A 17,094-nucleotide genomic window follows, 5' to 3' on the forward strand; every position below is an offset into this window, starting at 1 on the left:
GCTGGTTGAACATCGAGTCGACGATGTGGATGAACGCCTCGTAGCAGTTGAACAGGCCGTGCCGACCGGTGAGCAGGTAGCCCTCGAGCCAGCCCTGGCACAGGTGTTCGGACAGCACCTCCATGACCCGGCCGTCGGGCGCGAGATGGTCGTCGCCCGGCAGGGTCTGCGCGTCCCACGCCCGGTTGGTCTGTTCGAAGACCCCGCCAAGCCGATTCGACACCGTCTCGTCCGGCCCCATCAATCTGAAGCGGTCGGGATTGTGGGCGATCACGTCACGCAGGAAGGTTCCGAGCACGCGGGTCGCCTCGCTGCTCGTCACGCCAGGCAACTCGACGGGGACGGCGTAGTCGCGGAAGTCCGGCAGGACCAAGTCACGTAGCAGCCGGCCTCCGTTGGCGTGTGGATTGGCGCTCATTCGCCGCTCACCGGCCGGAGCGAGGGCCTGGAGCTCGGGGACGAGGCGGCCGGTGGCGTCGAAGAGTTCCTCAGGCCGATAGCTGCGCATCCACTGTTCGAGCTGAGCTCGGTGCTCGTCGTTCGTCCGTGTCTCTGCCAGCGGCACCTGATGGGCCCGCCACGTTCCTTCCACGGGCAGCCCGTCCACCGTCTTCGGTCCGGTCCAGCCTTTAGGAGTACGTAGCACGATCATCGGCCAGGCCGCCCTGGTCATACCGTTTCCCCGGCGCGCGTCCCGCTGAATGGTGCCGATGTCGTCCAGGACGCGATCGAGGGTCTCGGCGAGCTTCAGGTGCACGGCGAACGGGTCGCTGCCGCCCGCGCCGGGCCCGCCGACGAAATGGGGTTCGTAGCCGTAACCGCGCATGAGTGCCCTGAGCTCCGACTCGGGGATGCGAGCCAGGACGGTGGGATTGGCGATCTTGTAGCCGTTGAGGTGCAGCACTGGCAGCACAGCACCGTCGGTGACTGGGTTGACGAACTTGTTCGAGTGCCAGCTCGCGGCCAGCGGCCCGGTCTCGGCCTCACCGTCGCCGATCACGCACAACGCGAGTAGGTCGGGGTTGTCGAACACCGCTCCGTAGGCGTGCACGAGGGAGTAGCCGAGTTCGCCGCCCTCGTGGATCGAACCCGGCGTCTCGGGGGCGACGTGACTGGGGATTCCGCCGGGGAAGGAGAACTGACGGAACAACGCCCGCATGCCGTCCTCGTCCTGGCTGATGCCGGAGTACACCTCGGTGTACGTGCCATCCAGATAGGCGTTGGCGACGACTCCAGGTCCACCATGGCCCGGACCGGTGACGTACAGCGCGTTCAGGTCTCGCTCGCGGATAGCGCGGTTCAGGTGCGCGTACATCAGGTTGAGCCCAGGCGTGGTGCCCCAGTGGCCGAGCAGTCGCGGTTTGACGTGTTCGGGGCGCAGCGGCTCGCGCAGTAGCGGGTTGTCGAGCAGGTAGATCTGGCCGATGGACAGGTAGTTCGCCGCACGCCAGTAGGCATCGATCAGTTCCAGCTCGCTGCGGTGATAGGTGCGTGGCTCGACGGTGTCGGTGGGGTGCACAGGGTCTCCTCGGGACGGGCGGTCAGTGGACAGGTGCGGCAGGTGCGTGCGTGCTGAACCGGGCAACTCGTCGACGCATGATCGGCTTGTCGAGCACGATGTGCAGCAGCAAGAAGCTGCGCAGCCCGAGCTGGAACTGGGTGTCGAGCTGGTGGGTGTCGAGCTGGTGGGTGTCGAGACTGGCTGCGATCGCCGAATTCGGTTCGGGGCCCTGTGCTGACCACGACGCCGAGGCCCGATCCGGAGCTGACGACGGTGCCTATGAGCGCACAGTCCACAAGCACGGCCAACGCGGTGCCCGGACCAATGGCGGTGGTGCCGATCGGTGGCACCGTCGGCAGTGCCGCGTGACCGTCATGGCTAGCGCACGACGGATGCGTCCGCGGTGCTGAATACGTCGGGACTGTCGTGGGTTACGAGGACTGTGCACCGGGCGTGTTCGGCGACGTGTGCGCTGGTCGCTCCGATGAGCAGGCCGACGAAGCCGCCGTGCCCGCGGCTGCCTACGACCAGTAACTCGGCGCCGCCGCTGGCGTCGACCAGGACGTTGGCAGGGTGGCCCTCGGTCACGGTGGTCGTGATCCCGGCGGGCCGGTCGTCACCGAAGGCCAGCTGCAGGGTGTGTTCGAGCATCGACGCCGCGTCTGCGGAGGGATCCCACTCCCCGAGCCACCCCGAGATGCCGTAGCTGGCCGGGTACTCCCAGGCCAGCACCGCGTCCAGCTCGGCGTCGAAGGCCGTGCCCATCACCCGGGCCCATTGAAGGGCTTCGATGGAGGCCTTGGAGCCGTCCACCCCGACAACGATGCGGCGGCGGCCGAGCGCGGTGTTTGTTGATCCCATGACGCGAGAACCGATCCGGTCCGTGAGGACTCTGGTTGTTCGGGGGGTCGGAAAGCGATCTGCTGTGGTCGCACCCTCGACAGCCCGGTATTTCGAACCTACGCGCGGCGCGGCCGGGATTTCGCCCAGAACTGGCTGCGTCAATTCCCAAGCCTGACAGGACCTTGGGCCCATTCAGCGTGGAACAAGCGGGGGTCGGATGGAACCATGACCATGCAGCGCGAAGGCACGGGCATCGAGCTCGAGTACCCGATGTCCCTGGCCACCTACGACGATTACCCCAGTGCGCAGAAGACGGTAGATCTGCTTGCCGACGAAGACTTCCCGGTCCAACACGTGGAGATCGTCGGAACCGATCTGCGCAGCATCGAACGAGTCACCGGGCGGGTGACGCGTCGCAAAGTCGCGATCGCCGGCGCGCTGTCGGGTCTGTGGCTGGGCGTCTTCATCGGCATTGCCTTCGCAGTGATCGACCACAAGAGCGGCTCCGGTGTACTACTCACCATGCCACTGCTCGGCGTCGCCTTCGGCCTGCTGTGGAGTCAGCTGGGTTACTCCACCGTCACGCGTCGAGGCACCCGCGACTTCTCGTCCAGGACCGAGATCGTGGCGACGAGGTACGAGGTCCTCGTTGAGCACAACCTGGTCGCACGCGCGCGCTCGCTGATGTCAGCTGCGCCCGCTGCCGCGCTCTGAACCGACCCGGCCAGCGCGTCACATCGTGCAGATACTGCGCGCTTCCCGGGCAAGGGCCAGGTCTTCGCGTGCCGCTACGACGAACGTCGAGACGGCCGCACCGCTCGCGCTGATGTCGCGATCCTCAGCGGGGCCGACGTTGCGGGCTTCGTCCACCGCGATACCCAAGAACGCCAAGCCCGCCGCCGCTCGAACGCGGATCTCGGCTGACCGTTCACCGACCCCGCCGGTGAACACCAGGGCGTCCGAACCGCCGAGTGCAGCGGTCATGGTCGCGACACCCGCGACGAGACTGTGCAGGTAAACCTCGAGGGCGAGCACGGCGCCGGGGTCGCCGGCAGCAGCTGACGCCTGAATCACCCGCATGTCGCCGGTACTGGCAAGTGCGGTGAGCCCGGATTGCTCTTCGAGCGCAGTTGCCACCTCGCGCGGTGACAGCTGTTCGTGTTCTTCGAGCCAGAGCACGAGGCCGGGGTCGATGCTGCCCGACCGGGTGGCCATGACCAGACCGTCCAGTGGCGTGAAACCCATCGTGGTGTCGACACTGCGCCCATCGACGACTGCGGCCAAGGACGCGCCGGCACCAAGATGGCAGGTCACGACGCGCAGATTGTCCGGCGGCCGTCCCGACAGCTCGGCCGCCCGTCGAGACGCGTAGGCATGCGACAGGCCGTGGAAACCGTAGCGGCGCACCCCCCAGCGGGTGCGCCACTCGGCCGGCACCGCGTAGGTGGACGCGGCCGGCGGGATCGTGGCATGGAATGCGGTGTCGAAGCTGGCGACCGCGGGAACGTGGGGGAGCAGCTCGGTGACGGCATCGAGCGCAGCGAGAGACTTGGGCTGATGTAGCGGGGCGAGATCGGTCAGCGCCCCGAGCTCCTCACGTACGCGGCTGGTCACGAGTACCGGTCCGCTGAACAGTGTGCCGCCGTGCACGACGCGATGCCCGGCGGCGTCGGGGGCCGGCCAGTCGCGCAGCGTCGCCGCCAGGGCGGCTTCGTCGAACCCGTTCGAACCGGCCGGTAGTTCTGCGCTGCGCTCCACGACGTCCCCATCGAGCAGACGCAGTTTCACGCTCGACGAACCCGCGTTGACCGTGAGGACCCGGGTGGACCGTGCATCGTTCACGTCATGGTGAGGACGTCGTCCACCGGTCGACGCGCAGTGAGCGGAGCCGGGTGCCCTGCCGGCCGATGGCCGAGCCGCAGCATCATCTGCGGGTGCCCGTTCCACGACATCAGGGTCCGGAGCCGGGTGCGAAAAGCCAACAGGTCGACGGACTGGCTCAGCGGACAGCTCGCGATGCCGTCGAGCTCGGCCTGGATCATGAGTCGCATCATCGCCCGGCCGGCGTTCAGACGATCGGCGCTGGTGTCGGTGTCGGTGAAGATGACGGCGATCAGGGGTTTTTCGTCGGCGCCGGCGGTGATGAGTTGGCTGCCGGCAATGCCCGCCTCGAAGTCGCGCAGTGGCATATCCGTGTGCCGGGGACTGTGTGCCGGCACTTCGGGGATCACCGAATCGGGGATTCCGTCGTCAGCGCCGTCGCGGCGCCAGGAGGCCACCTCCGCGGCGAATAGCGGATCGGCTCGTTGGAAGCGGTCGGCCGACGACACAACGACGGCGAGCTCAACCATCTCCTCCGCCCGCGACGGGAAGTGCGCGTAGACGCCTGCGAACTGCGCAGCCTCTCGGAGGCGGTCGATCACCTCGACCGCCACGGGGCCGGGCCCGAACGCCCGTCGCTCGCTGCGACGCCCGGCAGCAACCGTGACCATTCCCGCAGCCTGAGGGTCGGATTGGTCGCGTCCGGTCAGGGTGAAGCGCACCAACAGATCTGGATCAGTGACGTCCGGCAACACGGAGACATTGGACGTCCACCCGTGTGTGCGTAGGGCAAGCGCGGTGAGTTCGGCGGCGGCGCCGCAGGAAATCAACAGGGAGTGCCCGTCCCGATCGGCGACGTGCAGTTGCCGCGTTCGGTCTGCCCGAAGGTCCAGCACGTGTCCGTCGAACGTCCACCGCCACGGCTGGGTGTTATGGATCGACGGAGCGCGGGAGGCGCAGGCCACGATCGACGAGGCCTCGGCGCGAACGAATCCGGTAGGTCCGAGTAGCTGAGACAGGGTCATGAATGCGCGCCGATCCAGACCCGATCAGGGTCTGCGGTCTCGCGAGATGCCAGAAGCGACGGCAGCGTGGACGCCGGCGTTCGAAGTACTCCCGACCCCCGCGACGCTACGCCCCCGGCAGACAGTCACCCGTGGCCTTGGACCCTAGTGCGGTGGGACTTCGGTGCAGCCACGCGCAGACGTACTGCCCTGTGCGCTCGGATCACTCACGCCCAGGCTTGGCCTGTGAACGACACAATCAGCCCGGCCGACCACGGCGAAGGGGTTTGAGTCACATGCCCCAGAACGCTGACCGACCTGACGTCCACAACAACGAGATCGACGTGTCGCTAGCAGCCCTGGGGTTGTGCGGCATGACGCACCTGTACACCGGCCACGTGTGCCGACTTCCCGAACGTCATCCGGGCGGTTGCGATTTCGTGCATCGTCGCGACATCCGGACCGGCTGACCACTCGTCGGTGAACGGGCGGCTGCTTCATTGAGCGTAGGGTTCACAGCACTGAGACCCTCAGCCGTTCGGAATCGCGGTCCGCAGCTCATTGGCCGTCCGCGAGAGCCACTGCTCGCACCGAACCTCCCGGTGACCGCCCACACGCTGGATCATCATGACTCTTCATGCTGCGCTTCCTGCTGGTGAGGACATCAACCGCTCGCCGAGCTTCACGCTGGGTACGGCCCTGGTGTGGCTGGGCCATACGTGCTCGGGACAGTGCCCACCAGCCGTACTGGATAGCCGCGCCGACGTGTGGTTCCAGCGTTTGCCGGACCGCGCGACCGGGCTATGGACCACGACGTTGGTCGACGTTGAGTTCGAAACCAGGTCTCTGCTCGACGGGCAACGTCGCGACATCACCAGAAGGATCAATCACTGCGTGCGGGCCGACCACATCAGGGTCCGCGAGCGAACCGCCGTCGAGCGCGCGACATTCGTTGCTGCTCTGGTCGCACGGCGCAACAGCGCAGGGCGTCGACAGCTGGCCCTTACGACCACGAATCTGCCGGCCCTCGCAACTGTGAGCTACTGAGCGGCTCGACGAGTCCAGGTCGGACGACGGCTACCGCGGACAGCGAGCTGTAGACGGCAAGCAGAGTGTCGGACCGGGGTCGACGGCCAAGCACTGTGCCCGTGGGCCCAAAGTGCTGTACGTCGGCCGTACCGGTCCGGGACCTGACGTCTTGCCGGCTTGGCGCAAGCCCGCCAACATGTGGAAACGCCAGCGGTTCGACAGGAGATGAGCATGAGCGTCGTCGAGCAAGATCTTGGTTCGACTGACGGCCTGTCCGGGTCCCCGCTGCACAGGCTGCGCGAGCTGCAGCGGGAAGCGTCGACCGAGTCGGCCCTGACGTTCTTCGATTCCCTGCCCCCGGTGACCGTCGAGGAGATGCTAGGCAGTTGGAAGGGTTCAGAATTGCGAACCGGCCACGAGCTGGACGGGCTGTTAGAGGCCTACGGATGGCACGGCAAGCGATACGACAGCGCGGACGAGGCGCATCCACTGGTGTTCGAAGGAAAGAACGGGCTGTTCAGCGGCAATCCGTTATTCGCACCGATGGGTCTGCTGGCCAGGCATGGCCAGAAATTCCTGAAGGCTCCGATCAGGCGGGCCGGTCGTCCGCTCGTCCGCCTGGGCACGACCGGTAAGCCGAAGGCGCGGTTGCGAATGATCGAGTATCGCGGCGTCGTGTCAGGCACCATGAGCTACGACGCGCTTCCCATCAATGACCATTTCCGCCGGGTCGATGACACCACGATGCTCGGCGTGATGGACCTTCGAGGGATGGCGCAGCCCTACTTCTTCGTGCTCGAGCTCGAGAGTGACTCCGCAACGACGACATGAGCTGACGCATGACCCGAACGCTCTATCGGGTATGAGGCGATGACGATGGCGGCGCAAGGCCGTGTCGACGCAGCGGTGCACGTCGCCGCTGAGGCCGAAGGCTCCGATTCTGCCGAATCGGCCCGATAGGGCAGGTATGGGCCTTGGCCGCAGACGTAGTTTGGCGCGGCGGCCGCGTGAGGTTCGGACGGTCGCCCGCGCCCTCACCGAGACGGTGACGACATTGCGCGAGATCCAGGCGCAGGCCGGTGCTGTGGCCGACGGAGATCCCGCATGCTGGACCAGGGACACGGCAGCATCGTCAACATCAGCTCGACGGTCATCGTGCGTGGCAGCGCGCGGGCCCCGCAGTACGCGGCGGCCAAGTACGGCATCCTCGGCGCTACGAAGTCCTACGCTCAGGCGTTCGGCGCCGACGGTCCGGGTCAACGTCTTTTGCTCCGGGTTTCATCGAGACCGAGGCGACGCTCTCGCGCGAGGACTGAAGACCGGCCGGGCCGACAAGCTGCGCAGCCTCACCCCGATGGCACGCATCCCCGGTCCGGCCGAACGCCGGCACCGCACTCTTCCTGGCCAGCGACGACGCCGCCCACATGACCGGCGGGTACATGGTCGCCGACGGCGGCTACAACATGGTCGGCGCCTGACGTGGCTGGGATGCCGCATCGTTACGCGGATCCCGAACGTCGGCCTGCACGTCCTTGACGTCGACGAATCGCTGGCTTTCTACCGCGATCTGCTCGGAATGCACGTCGTTACGGACTCCGGGTAGCTCGACGACCCGCCGCTGCTCGCGCTTACAGCAACTCCTGGCGGCAGCATCCGGATCGTCAATCTCGCGCCCGAACAGCCGGGGGGCGCCACGATCACGGTCGTCGGTGTCACCGGCATCGCACGCCGGCCGCACCGGGCGGCGAGTTCCACGACCCCGGCACCGTGCACCTGGCCGTGAGACGGCCGATCTGGACGCGGCTCTGGCAAGCTTGCGCACAGCGGGTGTACCGATCGTTGCGGCGCCCGGCGAGGTGTCGGGTGGTGGCGCCGGCCACGCGCGCGTCGGCTTCGTTCGCGACCGAACGGCTTCTTCGTCGAGCTGGTAGTCGCTCCCGAGTTGACCCGCTTCGCCGCGTGGCGGCGATCAGGTCGTCGAGCGCCGGGCGTGCGCGCGGCGCACGGCTTCATCGACCAGGCGCTGCGCGACGACGGCGAGCTTGACGTTCTCGGCCTGACTGATCTGCTTGAGCCGCGCCGTCGCCTCCTCCGCGGTACCGCCGGACCGGCTGCGAATGATGCCGATCGCCTGATCGATGACGGCGCGGCTGAGCAAGGCCGTCTGCAACTGCTCGGCCTTGGCCCGCGCCGCGGTCAGCAGGCGCGCGTTGTGCACGGCAACGCTGGCGGGTCCCACGAAGTGACCGGCGAACACAACGGCGTGTTCGGAGAAAGCGTCTCGCACATGGGCGTAGCAGTTGACCGCTCCGATGACGTCGTCGTCCACGATGAGCGGCACGGACAGCGACGAGTGCACCCCGAGCCTGGCCACCCGGCCGCCGAAGCGGGGCCAACGCTCGTCGCTGCCGAGCGAGCCGCTCAGCACCGGCCGCCCCGTCTGCATGCAGGTGATGCAGGGGCCCTCGCCGAGCACCTGGTACTGCAGGCGGTCGATCTCGAGGACGAAGTCAGCCGTCACCTCCCTGCTCTGTACATACCGTGAGCCGCCGGGCACGCCCACCATCGAGACGCCGACACCGTCGACCTTCGGGATGGCGTGGTTGGCGAAGACCGCGATCTGGCCGAGCAGCTCTTCGAAACCCCGCGAGTCGGCGACGAGGCCGGCCAGTCCGGTCAAGCCCTGGCGCAGATCGTCCTGGTCGGCGTGCAGTTCGGCGGAGTCGCGTGCGGGGTCGGCCGGTACCAGGCGGCCCGTCTGCGAGTCGTAGTCACTCATCACAGCCACCCCTCGAGGTCGAGTGCACGGTGCCGGCGGAACACCTCGCGGAAGATCCACGCAGGGGCGCCTCGAGTATGCGCCCGCTCGGTCGCGGTATGCCCCCGCTAGTCGGCATTGTCGCGAAGGAACCGGTACAGTCGGCCGAGTTGGTCCACAGCCAGTCCGGGGGCCAGAGCCGCCTACTCCGCCGGCCCTGCTCACCAGTCGGTTACGCCGCCCGGGCAATTCCCGTGATCGTCCCTTCGGATCACCATGCTCCTAGTCACCGCAGCGCACCCAGTAACAGCCCACCGATGACGGCCACCGTCACCGACCCACCGCAGGCCGCCAGCTCACGAGGCAGCGAATACGCCGAACTGGGCAAGCAGATCCGCGCCGCTGGGCTGCTGGGCCGTCGTCCCTGGGCCTACACCGCACTCGTCGGCAGCACGGGGGTCCTGTTCCTCGGCGCCTGTCTGCTTGTCGCGTTGCTCGGTGACACCTGGTGGCAGTTGCTGGCGGCCATCGGCCTCGGCATTGCCTTCACCCAAGCCGCGTTCATGGGTCACGACGGCGGCCATCAGCAGATTTTCGCGACGCGTCGCTACAACGACCTGTTCGGGCAGCTGAGCGGCAATCTGCTGGTCGGCCTGAGTTATGGGTGGTGGGTGGGCAAGCACAACCGACACCATGCCAATCCCAACACCGAGCACCGGGACCCGGACATCGGTGACGGAGTGCTGGCGTTCACCACCGGCCAGGTTGGGAGCCGGACCGGCGGCCTCGGCCGCGCTGTGGTCCGCAATCAGGCATGGCTGTTCTTCCCGCTGCTCACCCTCGAGGGGTGGAACCTGCACGTAGCGAGCATTCGATCACTACTGCCCGGTGGCGAGCGCAGCCGGCGGGGTGGTGCGCGGCGCACCGAGATCATCCTGCTCTCGGCCCATGCGGTCGTCTACATCGGCGGACTGCTCCTGGTCATGTCGCCGGTCAAAGCCCTGATCTTCATTCTCGTGCATCAGGCTGCCTTCGGTCTGTACATGGGTTGCTCGTTCGCGCCGAACCACAAAGGCATGCCCATCATCGGCCAGGACGAAGATGTCGACTTCCTGCGCCGACAGGTGTTGACCTCCCGCAACGTTCGCGGCGGGCGGTTCCTGGACTGGCTGCTCGGTGGGCTCAACTACCAGACCGAACACCACCTGTTCCCGAGCATGCCGCGTCCGTCCCTGTGCCGGGCGCAACGCCTCGTGCGCGAATATTGCGCGACGCACCACATCACGTACACCGAGACGTCATTGCTCGGCTCCTACCGGGCCGCGTTGCGTCACCTGCACGATCTGGGCGCGCCGCTGCGACCCTGCGATGAGGTGCCGTGAGTTCCGCGCAACTCGACTCCGACGCGACGCTGAGGGCCATGCTGCAGCTAGCCGCTGGCGATCGAGCAACTCTGGCGCTGATCTATTTCCACGGACACACCCAGGCCGAGGTCGCCACCGAGCTGGGGTTGTCCCGGTCCGAGGTCGGGCGCCGAGTCTCGAGAGGCCTGCTCGACCTTGGCGAACGCCTGCACCGCGTCGGGCGTGATGCACCCAAGCGATCGACCTGGACTCGCCGCGGCCGCAAGCGGTAGCGGCGCCACCCCGGCGGGTACACCGCCGATGTTGGGAAGCAGCCGGTCCGGGCCCGCCTTTAGGCGGTCGAGCCTCGCTCACGCCGGGCACTTCGGTGATCACTCGCTACGAGGTCACCATGCACGTGTCACGCCGTTTTTGCGCTGTTCCAAACCAGACCGGTCGCTCCCGACCCGCCGTCGCAGCCTTGGAACCGGACTCCTGGTGGCCCTGGGCGCCTTCCCTTAGTGGTCAGACTTCCTGCGCCGAATCGGCGGTGCTCTTCGACGCCTTGCAGCGCCGCGTAGCGATCACCGGCAAGCTGCGCGAATGCTGCGTCCAGAAGCTCACCCGAGTGTTAGATTTCGTCCTGGCAATCTCACCCGGCGATACCTGCGTCGACGTCACGGCTGTCACGGTGCTCGAACCCTCCGTAGTGCTTGCGCTGCGTGACTGGAAGAACGTCCTGGCGGGTCGCAATCTGCGCCTGTCAATCGTCGGAGCATCCCCGGCGGTGGTCCATGCCCTCGGACTCTGAGCCGGCAACCTCTGAGCCGTCACAGACCGACTTCGTCGTGATCCGGCCTGCCGACGACATCGTCGACAACCCGGGTATCGCCTCGCACTTCGACGGCCAATGGCGCAAACGTTCCGAACTGGCAGACCAGGCCTTCATCGAGTTCGACGGAGCGAACGGCGTCGTACGCGCGTATCCCTCGCAGCGAATCGAGACAAGCCCGGCCGGGGATCGGGCGCAGGTCTATGAGGTATTGGACGGCAGTCACCGCATTCCGCGGTAAACGCGACGACCAGAACATATGGTGACGGTTAGGGCCAGACGTAGTATCGTTGTGAGGGTTCGACTCTTGGAGCACTGGCCGGCAAGCGATTCGGCCTACGGATGTGAACGACAGACGCGCGCCGGTCTGGCCCTGGCTGAGCGCATGAGGGTGATATGCCGACTCGCGCGGAGGTCGGGAGTACGGACGCGGGGCCGCCGGCACTCGATCATCTGGCATACACCACCCCGGGACCTCGGGTCCCCGTTGACCTGCGTCCGGCTCCTTAACCGGGGGGTAGGAGCCGGACGCAGTGAACGCCTTCCGAAGTCGGTTGGCGGCTAATTACGTTTACCCTGATGCGCAGTCCTCACCGCAGATTCGCGCCGAGGGCTTCGAGTTCGGTGCACAGATCGGTGAGCAGGCCGTCCGGGTCCGGTAGGGCTCGGTCGTCGCTCATGACCCCGAGCACCACGCTGCCGGCGTAGCTGATGATCGAAACGCCCACGCCGAGCGAGCCGGACTGCGGCGGCCAGGCGATGACGCCGGCCACCTGGCGACCGGCGAGGTGCAGTACGTGCCGCGGTCCGGGGACGTTGGTGACGACCAGGCTGCCCTTGCTCGAGAAGATGTCGATGACCACGCCGACGACACGCCGGGGCGCGTAACCGACGAGCCTCAGGATGCCGAGCGCGACCGGCGCGGTGGCCGAACGCTTCAGGGCTGCGGTGCGGCGGCGAATGGTGGCAATCCGTTCGGCGGCGTCGACGGTGGTCACCGGCAGTTTCAGGAAGACCAACCCGAAGCGGTTACCCAGCTCGACCTCGGCGCGGTCGAGGGGGCGCAGGTTCACGGGCAGCACCGCGCGGACATCCCGCTCCGGTCCGTCGCGGTCGGCGAGGTGTCGACGCAGTGCAGCGCTCAGCGCAGCAAGCACGACATCGTTGATCGTGGCGCCCGACGCCCGGGCCGCGACCTTGACTTGCTCGAGCGGCAGCGGGGCCGACCAGCGCACCGTCTTGGCCGTCGTGAGCTGAGTGCGTAACGAGGTCCGGCGGTCGGGCGGCAGCCCGACTAGCGCCACCGTCGAGCGCACTGCTTTCGCTCCGCCGACGGCGAGATAGCCAGCGCGCTGCAGCGGGGTGTGCGCCGCGACGTGCTGGGCCGGCTGCGGTGCACCGAGCCCGCCGTCCTGCGCCTCGTCCGACAGCGACAGGAGTACCCGGAACAACGCAACACCGTCGGCGATGCAGTGGTGCATCCGGGCCACCAGCGCGGTGCCGCCGAGATAGCCGTCGACGACGTGCACGCGCCACAGCGGACGGTCGCGGGGTAGCGGCGTCGAGGCGATGCGACTGACGTGCCGGGTCAGGGCTGCAAGGTCGCCGGGTTCGGCCAGCTGCTCGCGCGTCACCTGCGCCATCGCGTCGAAGTCGGGAACGGGGACCCACCACGCGGCGGTACCGCGGTCGTCCACTCGTTGAGCGAAGCGGGGGTGGGAGGCCACGAGCCGCTTCTCGATCGCCTCGCGCACGACGTCGTCGTCGAGTGGTTCGGTGAACCACAGCACGGCGTTGACGATCAGCTCGTTGACCGAACGGTCCATGTGCAGCCACGCCGCGTCGACCGCGGCCATGCGGATTCTCGTCACAGTCGGTTCCCGATTCTCGTCATAGTCGGTTCCCGCCATGGACTCACGCCGACCGGCAGACCGTGCGCAATCGCAAGCCTGCCACAGGCCGCCGGGTCGCTATCCTGGAAGACGTAACTCGCCACGCGTTGCGTACTCGGCAGCCAGGACTGCGCAACGCACCTCGTCCGTCCAGCGGCCCTTCACGAACTCGTTCTGCACCAGGTAGCCCTCTCGGCGCATGCCGAGGCGCTCCATCAGGGCGATCGAGGGCGCGTTGCGGGAGTCGCAGCGGGCGTAGATACGGTGCAAGCCCTGATCGAAACCCTCCGTGAGCAGGGCGACGCCCGCCTCGGCCGCGAAGCCGTGGCCCTGGTGAGCAGGATGGAAGACAGCCCCGAACTCAGCGCCACGGTGCTGAACACTGCGCAGGATCAACAGCACCTCACCGACTACGACCTCATCGGCGCGCTGCTCGACAGCGAGGTACACGGCGTCGCCGACATCGTGCAGGTCGGTCGGCCCGACGCGCCGCCCGATGAGACCGTCGAGTTCACCCGTTGTCCGCGGCGCGGTGTACAGGTAACGATTCACGTCGCCTCGTCCTAGCAGGTCGAGCAACGCTGTGCCCTCGTCGGTCCGCCATGGTCGTAGGGTCAGGCGATCGGTGCGCAGGCCGTCGGCGAGGCGGATGTGCACGACCGGTCGCCGAGTCTAGAGCTGACCGTGCTGGGTCTCGATTGCTTGCTTGGCGCGGATCTCGGCTTGGACGCGACGCAGCTCGTCGTTCTCGGCCAACTCGCCGGACCGCGGCGCAAGGTCGTCCTCGGCCAAGAAGGTCTCGGCGAGCTGCTCGATCTCCTCCTGCTCGGCAGGCTCGATCGGTTGCTCGCCGCCATCGCGTTCGACGGGTTGGACGTCGGTGATGATGTCGGCTTCCGCTGCGGTGTCATCAGCTGCGGTGTCATCAGCGGCGGTGTCACCATCCTCGGTGTCCTCGGCGAGGGTGTCCGTCTGCGCGTCGGCCTCGGGCGGCGCAGACGCGCCCGAAGTGGTCGCAAACGCGGACGCAGCCAGAGCGTCCAGGGTTTGTAAGCCGCGCAGCAGGGACCGGTGCGCGGTTGAGTCGACGCCGAACACCCGCACCACAACCTGCTCGTCCAGCAGACCGAGGGGCGTGCGGACGGCGAGGTAGGGAATGCGCAGGGCGGACCGGGGTGGGGTCTTGATTGTCATGTGGAACCTCCTGCAGCGCGGATACCCGTCGTCGGGTCCGACCAAACGCCGAGCGAGGCGGGTCACCAGCTCACGTCCGTTAGCTGCCGACCGGCATGGGCAACGATGAGGCCATGCCCAGCTCGCCGGCGGCGAGCCGTGATGATGCACCGCTCAGGGAGCCGGTGACTGAGCAGGCGCAGCACGCCAAGGACACCCCGTGGGCGCGCACCGCGGCGCGCATCGGGCTCGGCTCCCGGGCGCTGGTGTACGGCTTGCTGGCCGTGCTCGTGGTGCAGATCGCCGTGCGCGGACGCAGTGCCGCCGGCCGCGACACCGACCAGAGCAGCAGCCTGCAGGTGCTGGGCCGATCAGCTGTGGGCGTGGTGGTGTTGATCGCGCTCGCCATCGCAGTGGTGTGCTACTCGCTGTGGCGCGGGTCGGAGGCGTGGCTGGGCACGGCCGATCCCGATCAGTCGCGCCTGTCCCGAGTCCAGGCGGCCGTCGAAGGGGTCGCGTACCTACCGTTCGGCTATGCCGCGCTCTCGGTGGCCTTCGGCGACGACCGCTCGGCGCAACAGGGTAGGCGTTACCGGGGGTTGTCGGCTCAGGTGTTGGGCGGCGTGCCGGGTCAGGTCGTGGTCGGTGTCATCGGCGCCGTCGTCATCTGCCTTGGCGGGTTCTTCCTGGTCCAGGGCGTTCGGCGGACCTTCATGGGTCATTTCGACTTCGACGACATGCCGCGATGGGGGCAGCGGCTGACCACGTGGAGCGGGAGCATCGGTGGCCTGGGCCGGGGCGCGGTGTTCGTCCTCGCGGGTGTCCTGGTGATCGACGCGGCGATCACCGCCGAACCGCGCAAGGCGGGTGGCATCGACGCCGCCCTTGACGTCCTGGCGCGCCAGCCTTACGGGTCGCTACTTCTCCTGCTCGCCGCGGCGGGCTTCGCCTCGTTCGCGGTCTTCGCGCTGTGCGAGGCAGTGTGGCGACGGACCTGAGACCCATAGGCTGAGGGCAACCGGCCGGGAGGGCAAACATGAGTGTTCTCGGCATCTTCGACCAGGTGACCTCGACACTGTCCGACTCGCCGTGGACCTACCCGCTCATCACCGGCATCGTTGCCGGCGACGCGGTGCTGCCGATCCTGCCCGGAGAGACGGCCGTGGTCACCGGCGGAGTGCTGTCGTCGAATACGGGGCTGTCGCTGACCATCGTCATCGTCGCCGCGCTCATTGGCGCATTCGTCGGCGACACCGCGGTCTACCTGCTCGGACGGTGGGCCGGGCCCTGGGCCCGACGGACGGTGTTCTCCGGCGCCCGGGCCCAGAAGACCCTGCACTGGGCCGAAGGACAACTCGACAAGCGCGGCGGCTCGATCATCGTCGTCGCCCGCTTCGTCCCGGGCGGCCGAACGGCGACGACGTTCGTCGCCGGCACCACCGGGTACGACCTGAAGCGCTTCGTGCTGGCCGACCTGATCGGCGCGGCGGTCTGGTCGGTCTACAACGCACTGATCGGGCGCATCGGCGGCGCGGCGTTCGAGGACGAGACGTGGAAGGCGCTACTGCTCGCGTTCGCCCTGGCGCTCGTCGGCGCCGCGGCAATCGAAGGCGTCCGGCGAGTGCTGGAACGTCGGGCCGCCCGTTCTGCCAAGTGACCCTGCGGCTGGTGCGCAGGACGTCTTCACCTGGTCCAACTCACCGGATATCGTGCGGTCCATGACTTCCGAGACCCGCGACGCTGACCAGGCAGTCGCCGATTTCGTGTCCGAGCGCGATCTGCTCGTCGAGTGTCAGGGCACGTTGAAGGTGGCCGAGGCCGAACTGGAAAACCTGCGCTCAGCGCTGGTCAGCGCCCGACGCATCGGCGCAGCCGTCGGCGTGCTGATGGGCACCCGCAACCTCACCGACGACCAGGCATTCGCGGCGCTGAGCCGGGCCAGCCAGAACCAGAATCGCAAGCTGCGCCTCGTCGCCGAGGACGTCCTTCGCACGGGCACCATCGGCTGACCCGCGTCAGCAGACGATGACCGCGGGCCCCTGGGCCCGCACCGCGTCCAGGACATCCTGCGGCGCGGTGTCGTCGGTGATGAAGGTGTTGACTTGCTCTGTTCGGGCAAGCAGCGTCGGCCCCTGCCGGCCGAATTTCTCGCCCGTTGCCAACACCACCAGCGACTCGGTGTGTCGCAGCATCGAATGGTGGTAGCCGGCCTGGGTCACCTTGACGCCCGTGACCCCGATGTCGGGATGGATCCCGTAGGCGCCGGCGAACAACACGTCCACATGCAGGTCGGCCATGTTCTGCGCCGTCATCGGACCGAGCAGGGTCATCTGCTGGCGATGCAGGACGCCGCCCAGCAGGACCAGGGTGATCTGCGGGTGCGGCGCCAACGCGGTCGCAACGTCGAGCCCATTGGTGACGACCGAGAGCGTGCGGCCGGTGAGGTAGGGCAACATCGCCTCGGTGCTGCTGCCGCCCAGGATCAGCACCGTCATGCCGTCCTCGACGAACTCGGCTGCGCGTCGACCGAGCCGGGCCTTCACCTCGTGACCGCCGCTGGACGGCAATATCGACGACAGTGTCGACGGCGCCACTGCCGCCACTGCCGCCGCCGGCGCCACTGGCGCCACTGCAGCCGCTGCGGGCGCTACGTACGCGCCGCCCCGAGCCCGTCGCAGCAGACCCTCGGACTCGAGCACGGCGAGATCGCGCCGCACGGTCGAGGCGCTGACGCCGACGGAATGCGCCAGGTGCTCGACCTGCGCCGAGCCGCTGCGGCGTAGCACGTCGAGCAGGGCACGGTGGCGATCGGGAACGAGCATCACTGACAGCCTGACCCATTCCGATGACATCGAGATCACGACACCCGCTGTTGCGCGGAACTGCGCACAGATGCTC

Annotated in this window: 19 protein-coding genes and 2 pseudogenes; 12 read left to right on the forward strand and 9 right to left on the reverse strand. The window is 67.7% G+C overall.

The genetic code is table 11. The features are described 5' to 3' along the window. Positions 1–1,519 (reverse strand): annotated as a pseudogene (locus ACFFC4_RS18205) (phosphoketolase); the annotation flags it as partial. A gap of 360 nt (positions 1,520–1,879) precedes the next feature. Then, positions 1,880–2,362, reverse strand: coding sequence for a universal stress protein (locus ACFFC4_RS18210; RefSeq protein ID WP_375503481.1), 483 nt, complete (start codon positions 2,360–2,362; stop codon positions 1,880–1,882). 207 nt (positions 2,363–2,569) lie between these two features. Between ACFFC4_RS18210 and ACFFC4_RS18215 the strand changes: the two genes are divergently transcribed. Further along, the gene (locus tag ACFFC4_RS18215) at positions 2,570–3,058 is read left to right on the forward strand and encodes a general stress protein (protein WP_375503483.1); all 489 of its coding nucleotides are present in this window, start codon (positions 2,570–2,572) and stop codon (positions 3,056–3,058) included. An 18-nt stretch (positions 3,059–3,076) separates the two neighbouring features. Here the strand turns inward: ACFFC4_RS18215 and ACFFC4_RS18220 are convergent, their stop codons facing one another. Together ACFFC4_RS18220 and ACFFC4_RS18225 are read right to left on the reverse strand one after the other, a co-directional pair. Continuing rightward, positions 3,077–4,186, reverse strand: a complete 1,110-nt coding sequence (locus ACFFC4_RS18220) for an acetate/propionate family kinase (RefSeq protein WP_375503485.1) — start codon at positions 4,184–4,186, stop codon at positions 3,077–3,079. Next, positions 4,183–5,190: an Acg family FMN-binding oxidoreductase gene (locus ACFFC4_RS18225; RefSeq protein WP_375503487.1), complete on the reverse strand. Its 1,008-nt coding sequence runs from the start codon at positions 5,188–5,190 to the stop codon at positions 4,183–4,185. Before ACFFC4_RS18225 ends, ACFFC4_RS18220 begins: the two co-directional genes overlap by 4 nt. 275 nt (positions 5,191–5,465) lie before the next feature. Between ACFFC4_RS18225 and ACFFC4_RS18230 the strand changes: the two genes are divergently transcribed. The 4 genes and pseudogenes from ACFFC4_RS18230 to ACFFC4_RS18245 form a co-directional block, all read left to right on the forward strand. Further along, positions 5,466–5,639 carry a hypothetical protein gene (locus tag ACFFC4_RS18230; protein ID WP_375503489.1) on the forward strand — a complete coding sequence of 58 codons (174 nt, stop codon included), beginning with the start codon at positions 5,466–5,468 and terminating at the stop codon, positions 5,637–5,639. Positions 5,640–5,796: 157 nt separating this feature from the next. Then, a complete protein-coding gene (locus tag ACFFC4_RS18235) occupies positions 5,797–6,216 on the forward strand; it encodes a hypothetical protein (protein ID WP_375503491.1) in 420 nt (139 codons plus the stop codon). A gap of 213 nt (positions 6,217–6,429) precedes the next feature. Further along, positions 6,430–7,029 (forward strand): DUF4334 domain-containing protein, encoded by a 600-nt coding sequence (locus tag ACFFC4_RS18240; RefSeq protein ID WP_375503493.1) that lies wholly within the window; start codon positions 6,430–6,432, stop codon positions 7,027–7,029. A gap of 264 nt (positions 7,030–7,293) precedes the next feature. After that, positions 7,294–7,676, forward strand: a pseudogene (locus ACFFC4_RS18245) (SDR family NAD(P)-dependent oxidoreductase); the annotation flags it as partial. Between the two features lie 491 nt (positions 7,677–8,167). Here ACFFC4_RS18245 and ACFFC4_RS18250 read toward each other — a convergent pair. Beyond that, positions 8,168–8,977, reverse strand: coding sequence for a GAF and ANTAR domain-containing protein (locus ACFFC4_RS18250; RefSeq protein ID WP_375503495.1), 810 nt, complete (start codon positions 8,975–8,977; stop codon positions 8,168–8,170). Positions 8,978–9,273: 296 nt separating this feature from the next. On the opposite strand from ACFFC4_RS18250, the gene ACFFC4_RS18255 reads away from it, so the two are divergent. The 4 genes from ACFFC4_RS18255 (at position 9,274) to ACFFC4_RS18270 (ending at position 11,372) form a co-directional block, all read left to right on the forward strand. Beyond that, a complete protein-coding gene (locus ACFFC4_RS18255) occupies positions 9,274–10,338 on the forward strand; it encodes a fatty acid desaturase family protein (RefSeq protein WP_375503497.1) in 1,065 nt (354 codons plus the stop codon). Then, complete coding sequence (locus ACFFC4_RS18260; protein ID WP_375503499.1) at positions 10,335–10,592, forward strand: RNA polymerase sigma factor; 258 nt, start codon at positions 10,335–10,337, stop codon at positions 10,590–10,592. The genes ACFFC4_RS18255 and ACFFC4_RS18260 overlap by 4 nt, the downstream gene beginning before the upstream one ends. A 257-nt stretch (positions 10,593–10,849) precedes the next feature. Further along, positions 10,850–11,110, forward strand: coding sequence for a hypothetical protein (locus ACFFC4_RS18265; RefSeq protein WP_375503501.1), 261 nt, complete (start codon positions 10,850–10,852; stop codon positions 11,108–11,110). Continuing rightward, positions 11,094–11,372, forward strand: a complete 279-nt coding sequence (locus ACFFC4_RS18270; protein WP_375503503.1) for a hypothetical protein — start codon at positions 11,094–11,096, stop codon at positions 11,370–11,372. The genes ACFFC4_RS18265 and ACFFC4_RS18270 overlap by 17 nt, the downstream gene beginning before the upstream one ends. Positions 11,373–11,721: 349 nt before the next feature. On the opposite strand, the gene ACFFC4_RS18275 is transcribed toward ACFFC4_RS18270, so the two are convergent. From ACFFC4_RS18275 to ACFFC4_RS18285, 3 genes are all read right to left on the reverse strand, one after another. Beyond that, on the reverse strand, positions 11,722–13,002 hold the full coding sequence (locus ACFFC4_RS18275; RefSeq protein ID WP_375503505.1) for a wax ester/triacylglycerol synthase family O-acyltransferase: 1,281 nt from the start codon (positions 13,000–13,002) through the stop codon (positions 11,722–11,724). A gap of 99 nt (positions 13,003–13,101) precedes the next feature. Beyond that, positions 13,102–13,680: a GNAT family N-acetyltransferase gene (locus tag ACFFC4_RS18280; RefSeq protein ID WP_375503507.1), complete on the reverse strand. Its 579-nt coding sequence runs from the start codon at positions 13,678–13,680 to the stop codon at positions 13,102–13,104. Between the two features lie 15 nt (positions 13,681–13,695). Next, entirely contained in the window at positions 13,696–14,217 is a 522-nt protein-coding gene (locus tag ACFFC4_RS18285; RefSeq protein WP_375503509.1) for a hypothetical protein, read from the reverse strand. 164 nt (positions 14,218–14,381) lie between these two features. On the opposite strand from ACFFC4_RS18285, the gene ACFFC4_RS18290 reads away from it, so the two are divergent. The 3 genes from ACFFC4_RS18290 (at position 14,382) to ACFFC4_RS18300 (ending at position 16,205) form a co-directional block, all read left to right on the forward strand. Beyond that, complete coding sequence (locus ACFFC4_RS18290) at positions 14,382–15,194, forward strand: DUF1206 domain-containing protein (RefSeq protein WP_375503511.1); 813 nt, start codon at positions 14,382–14,384, stop codon at positions 15,192–15,194. A 38-nt stretch (positions 15,195–15,232) separates the two neighbouring features. Then, positions 15,233–15,853, forward strand: a complete 621-nt coding sequence (locus ACFFC4_RS18295; RefSeq protein ID WP_375503513.1) for a DedA family protein — start codon at positions 15,233–15,235, stop codon at positions 15,851–15,853. Positions 15,854–15,914: 61 nt separating this feature from the next. Beyond that, complete coding sequence (locus ACFFC4_RS18300) at positions 15,915–16,205, forward strand: ANTAR domain-containing protein (protein ID WP_375503515.1); 291 nt, start codon at positions 15,915–15,917, stop codon at positions 16,203–16,205. 6 nt (positions 16,206–16,211) lie between these two features. On the opposite strand, the gene ACFFC4_RS18305 is transcribed toward ACFFC4_RS18300, so the two are convergent. After that, complete coding sequence (locus tag ACFFC4_RS18305) at positions 16,212–17,018, reverse strand: DeoR/GlpR family DNA-binding transcription regulator (RefSeq protein ID WP_375503517.1); 807 nt, start codon at positions 17,016–17,018, stop codon at positions 16,212–16,214. Positions 17,019–17,094 lie beyond the last annotated feature (76 nt).

This window comes from uncultured Jatrophihabitans sp., from assembly GCF_964244045.1.
Lineage (GTDB): Bacteria > Actinomycetota > Actinomycetes > Mycobacteriales > Jatrophihabitantaceae > Jatrophihabitans.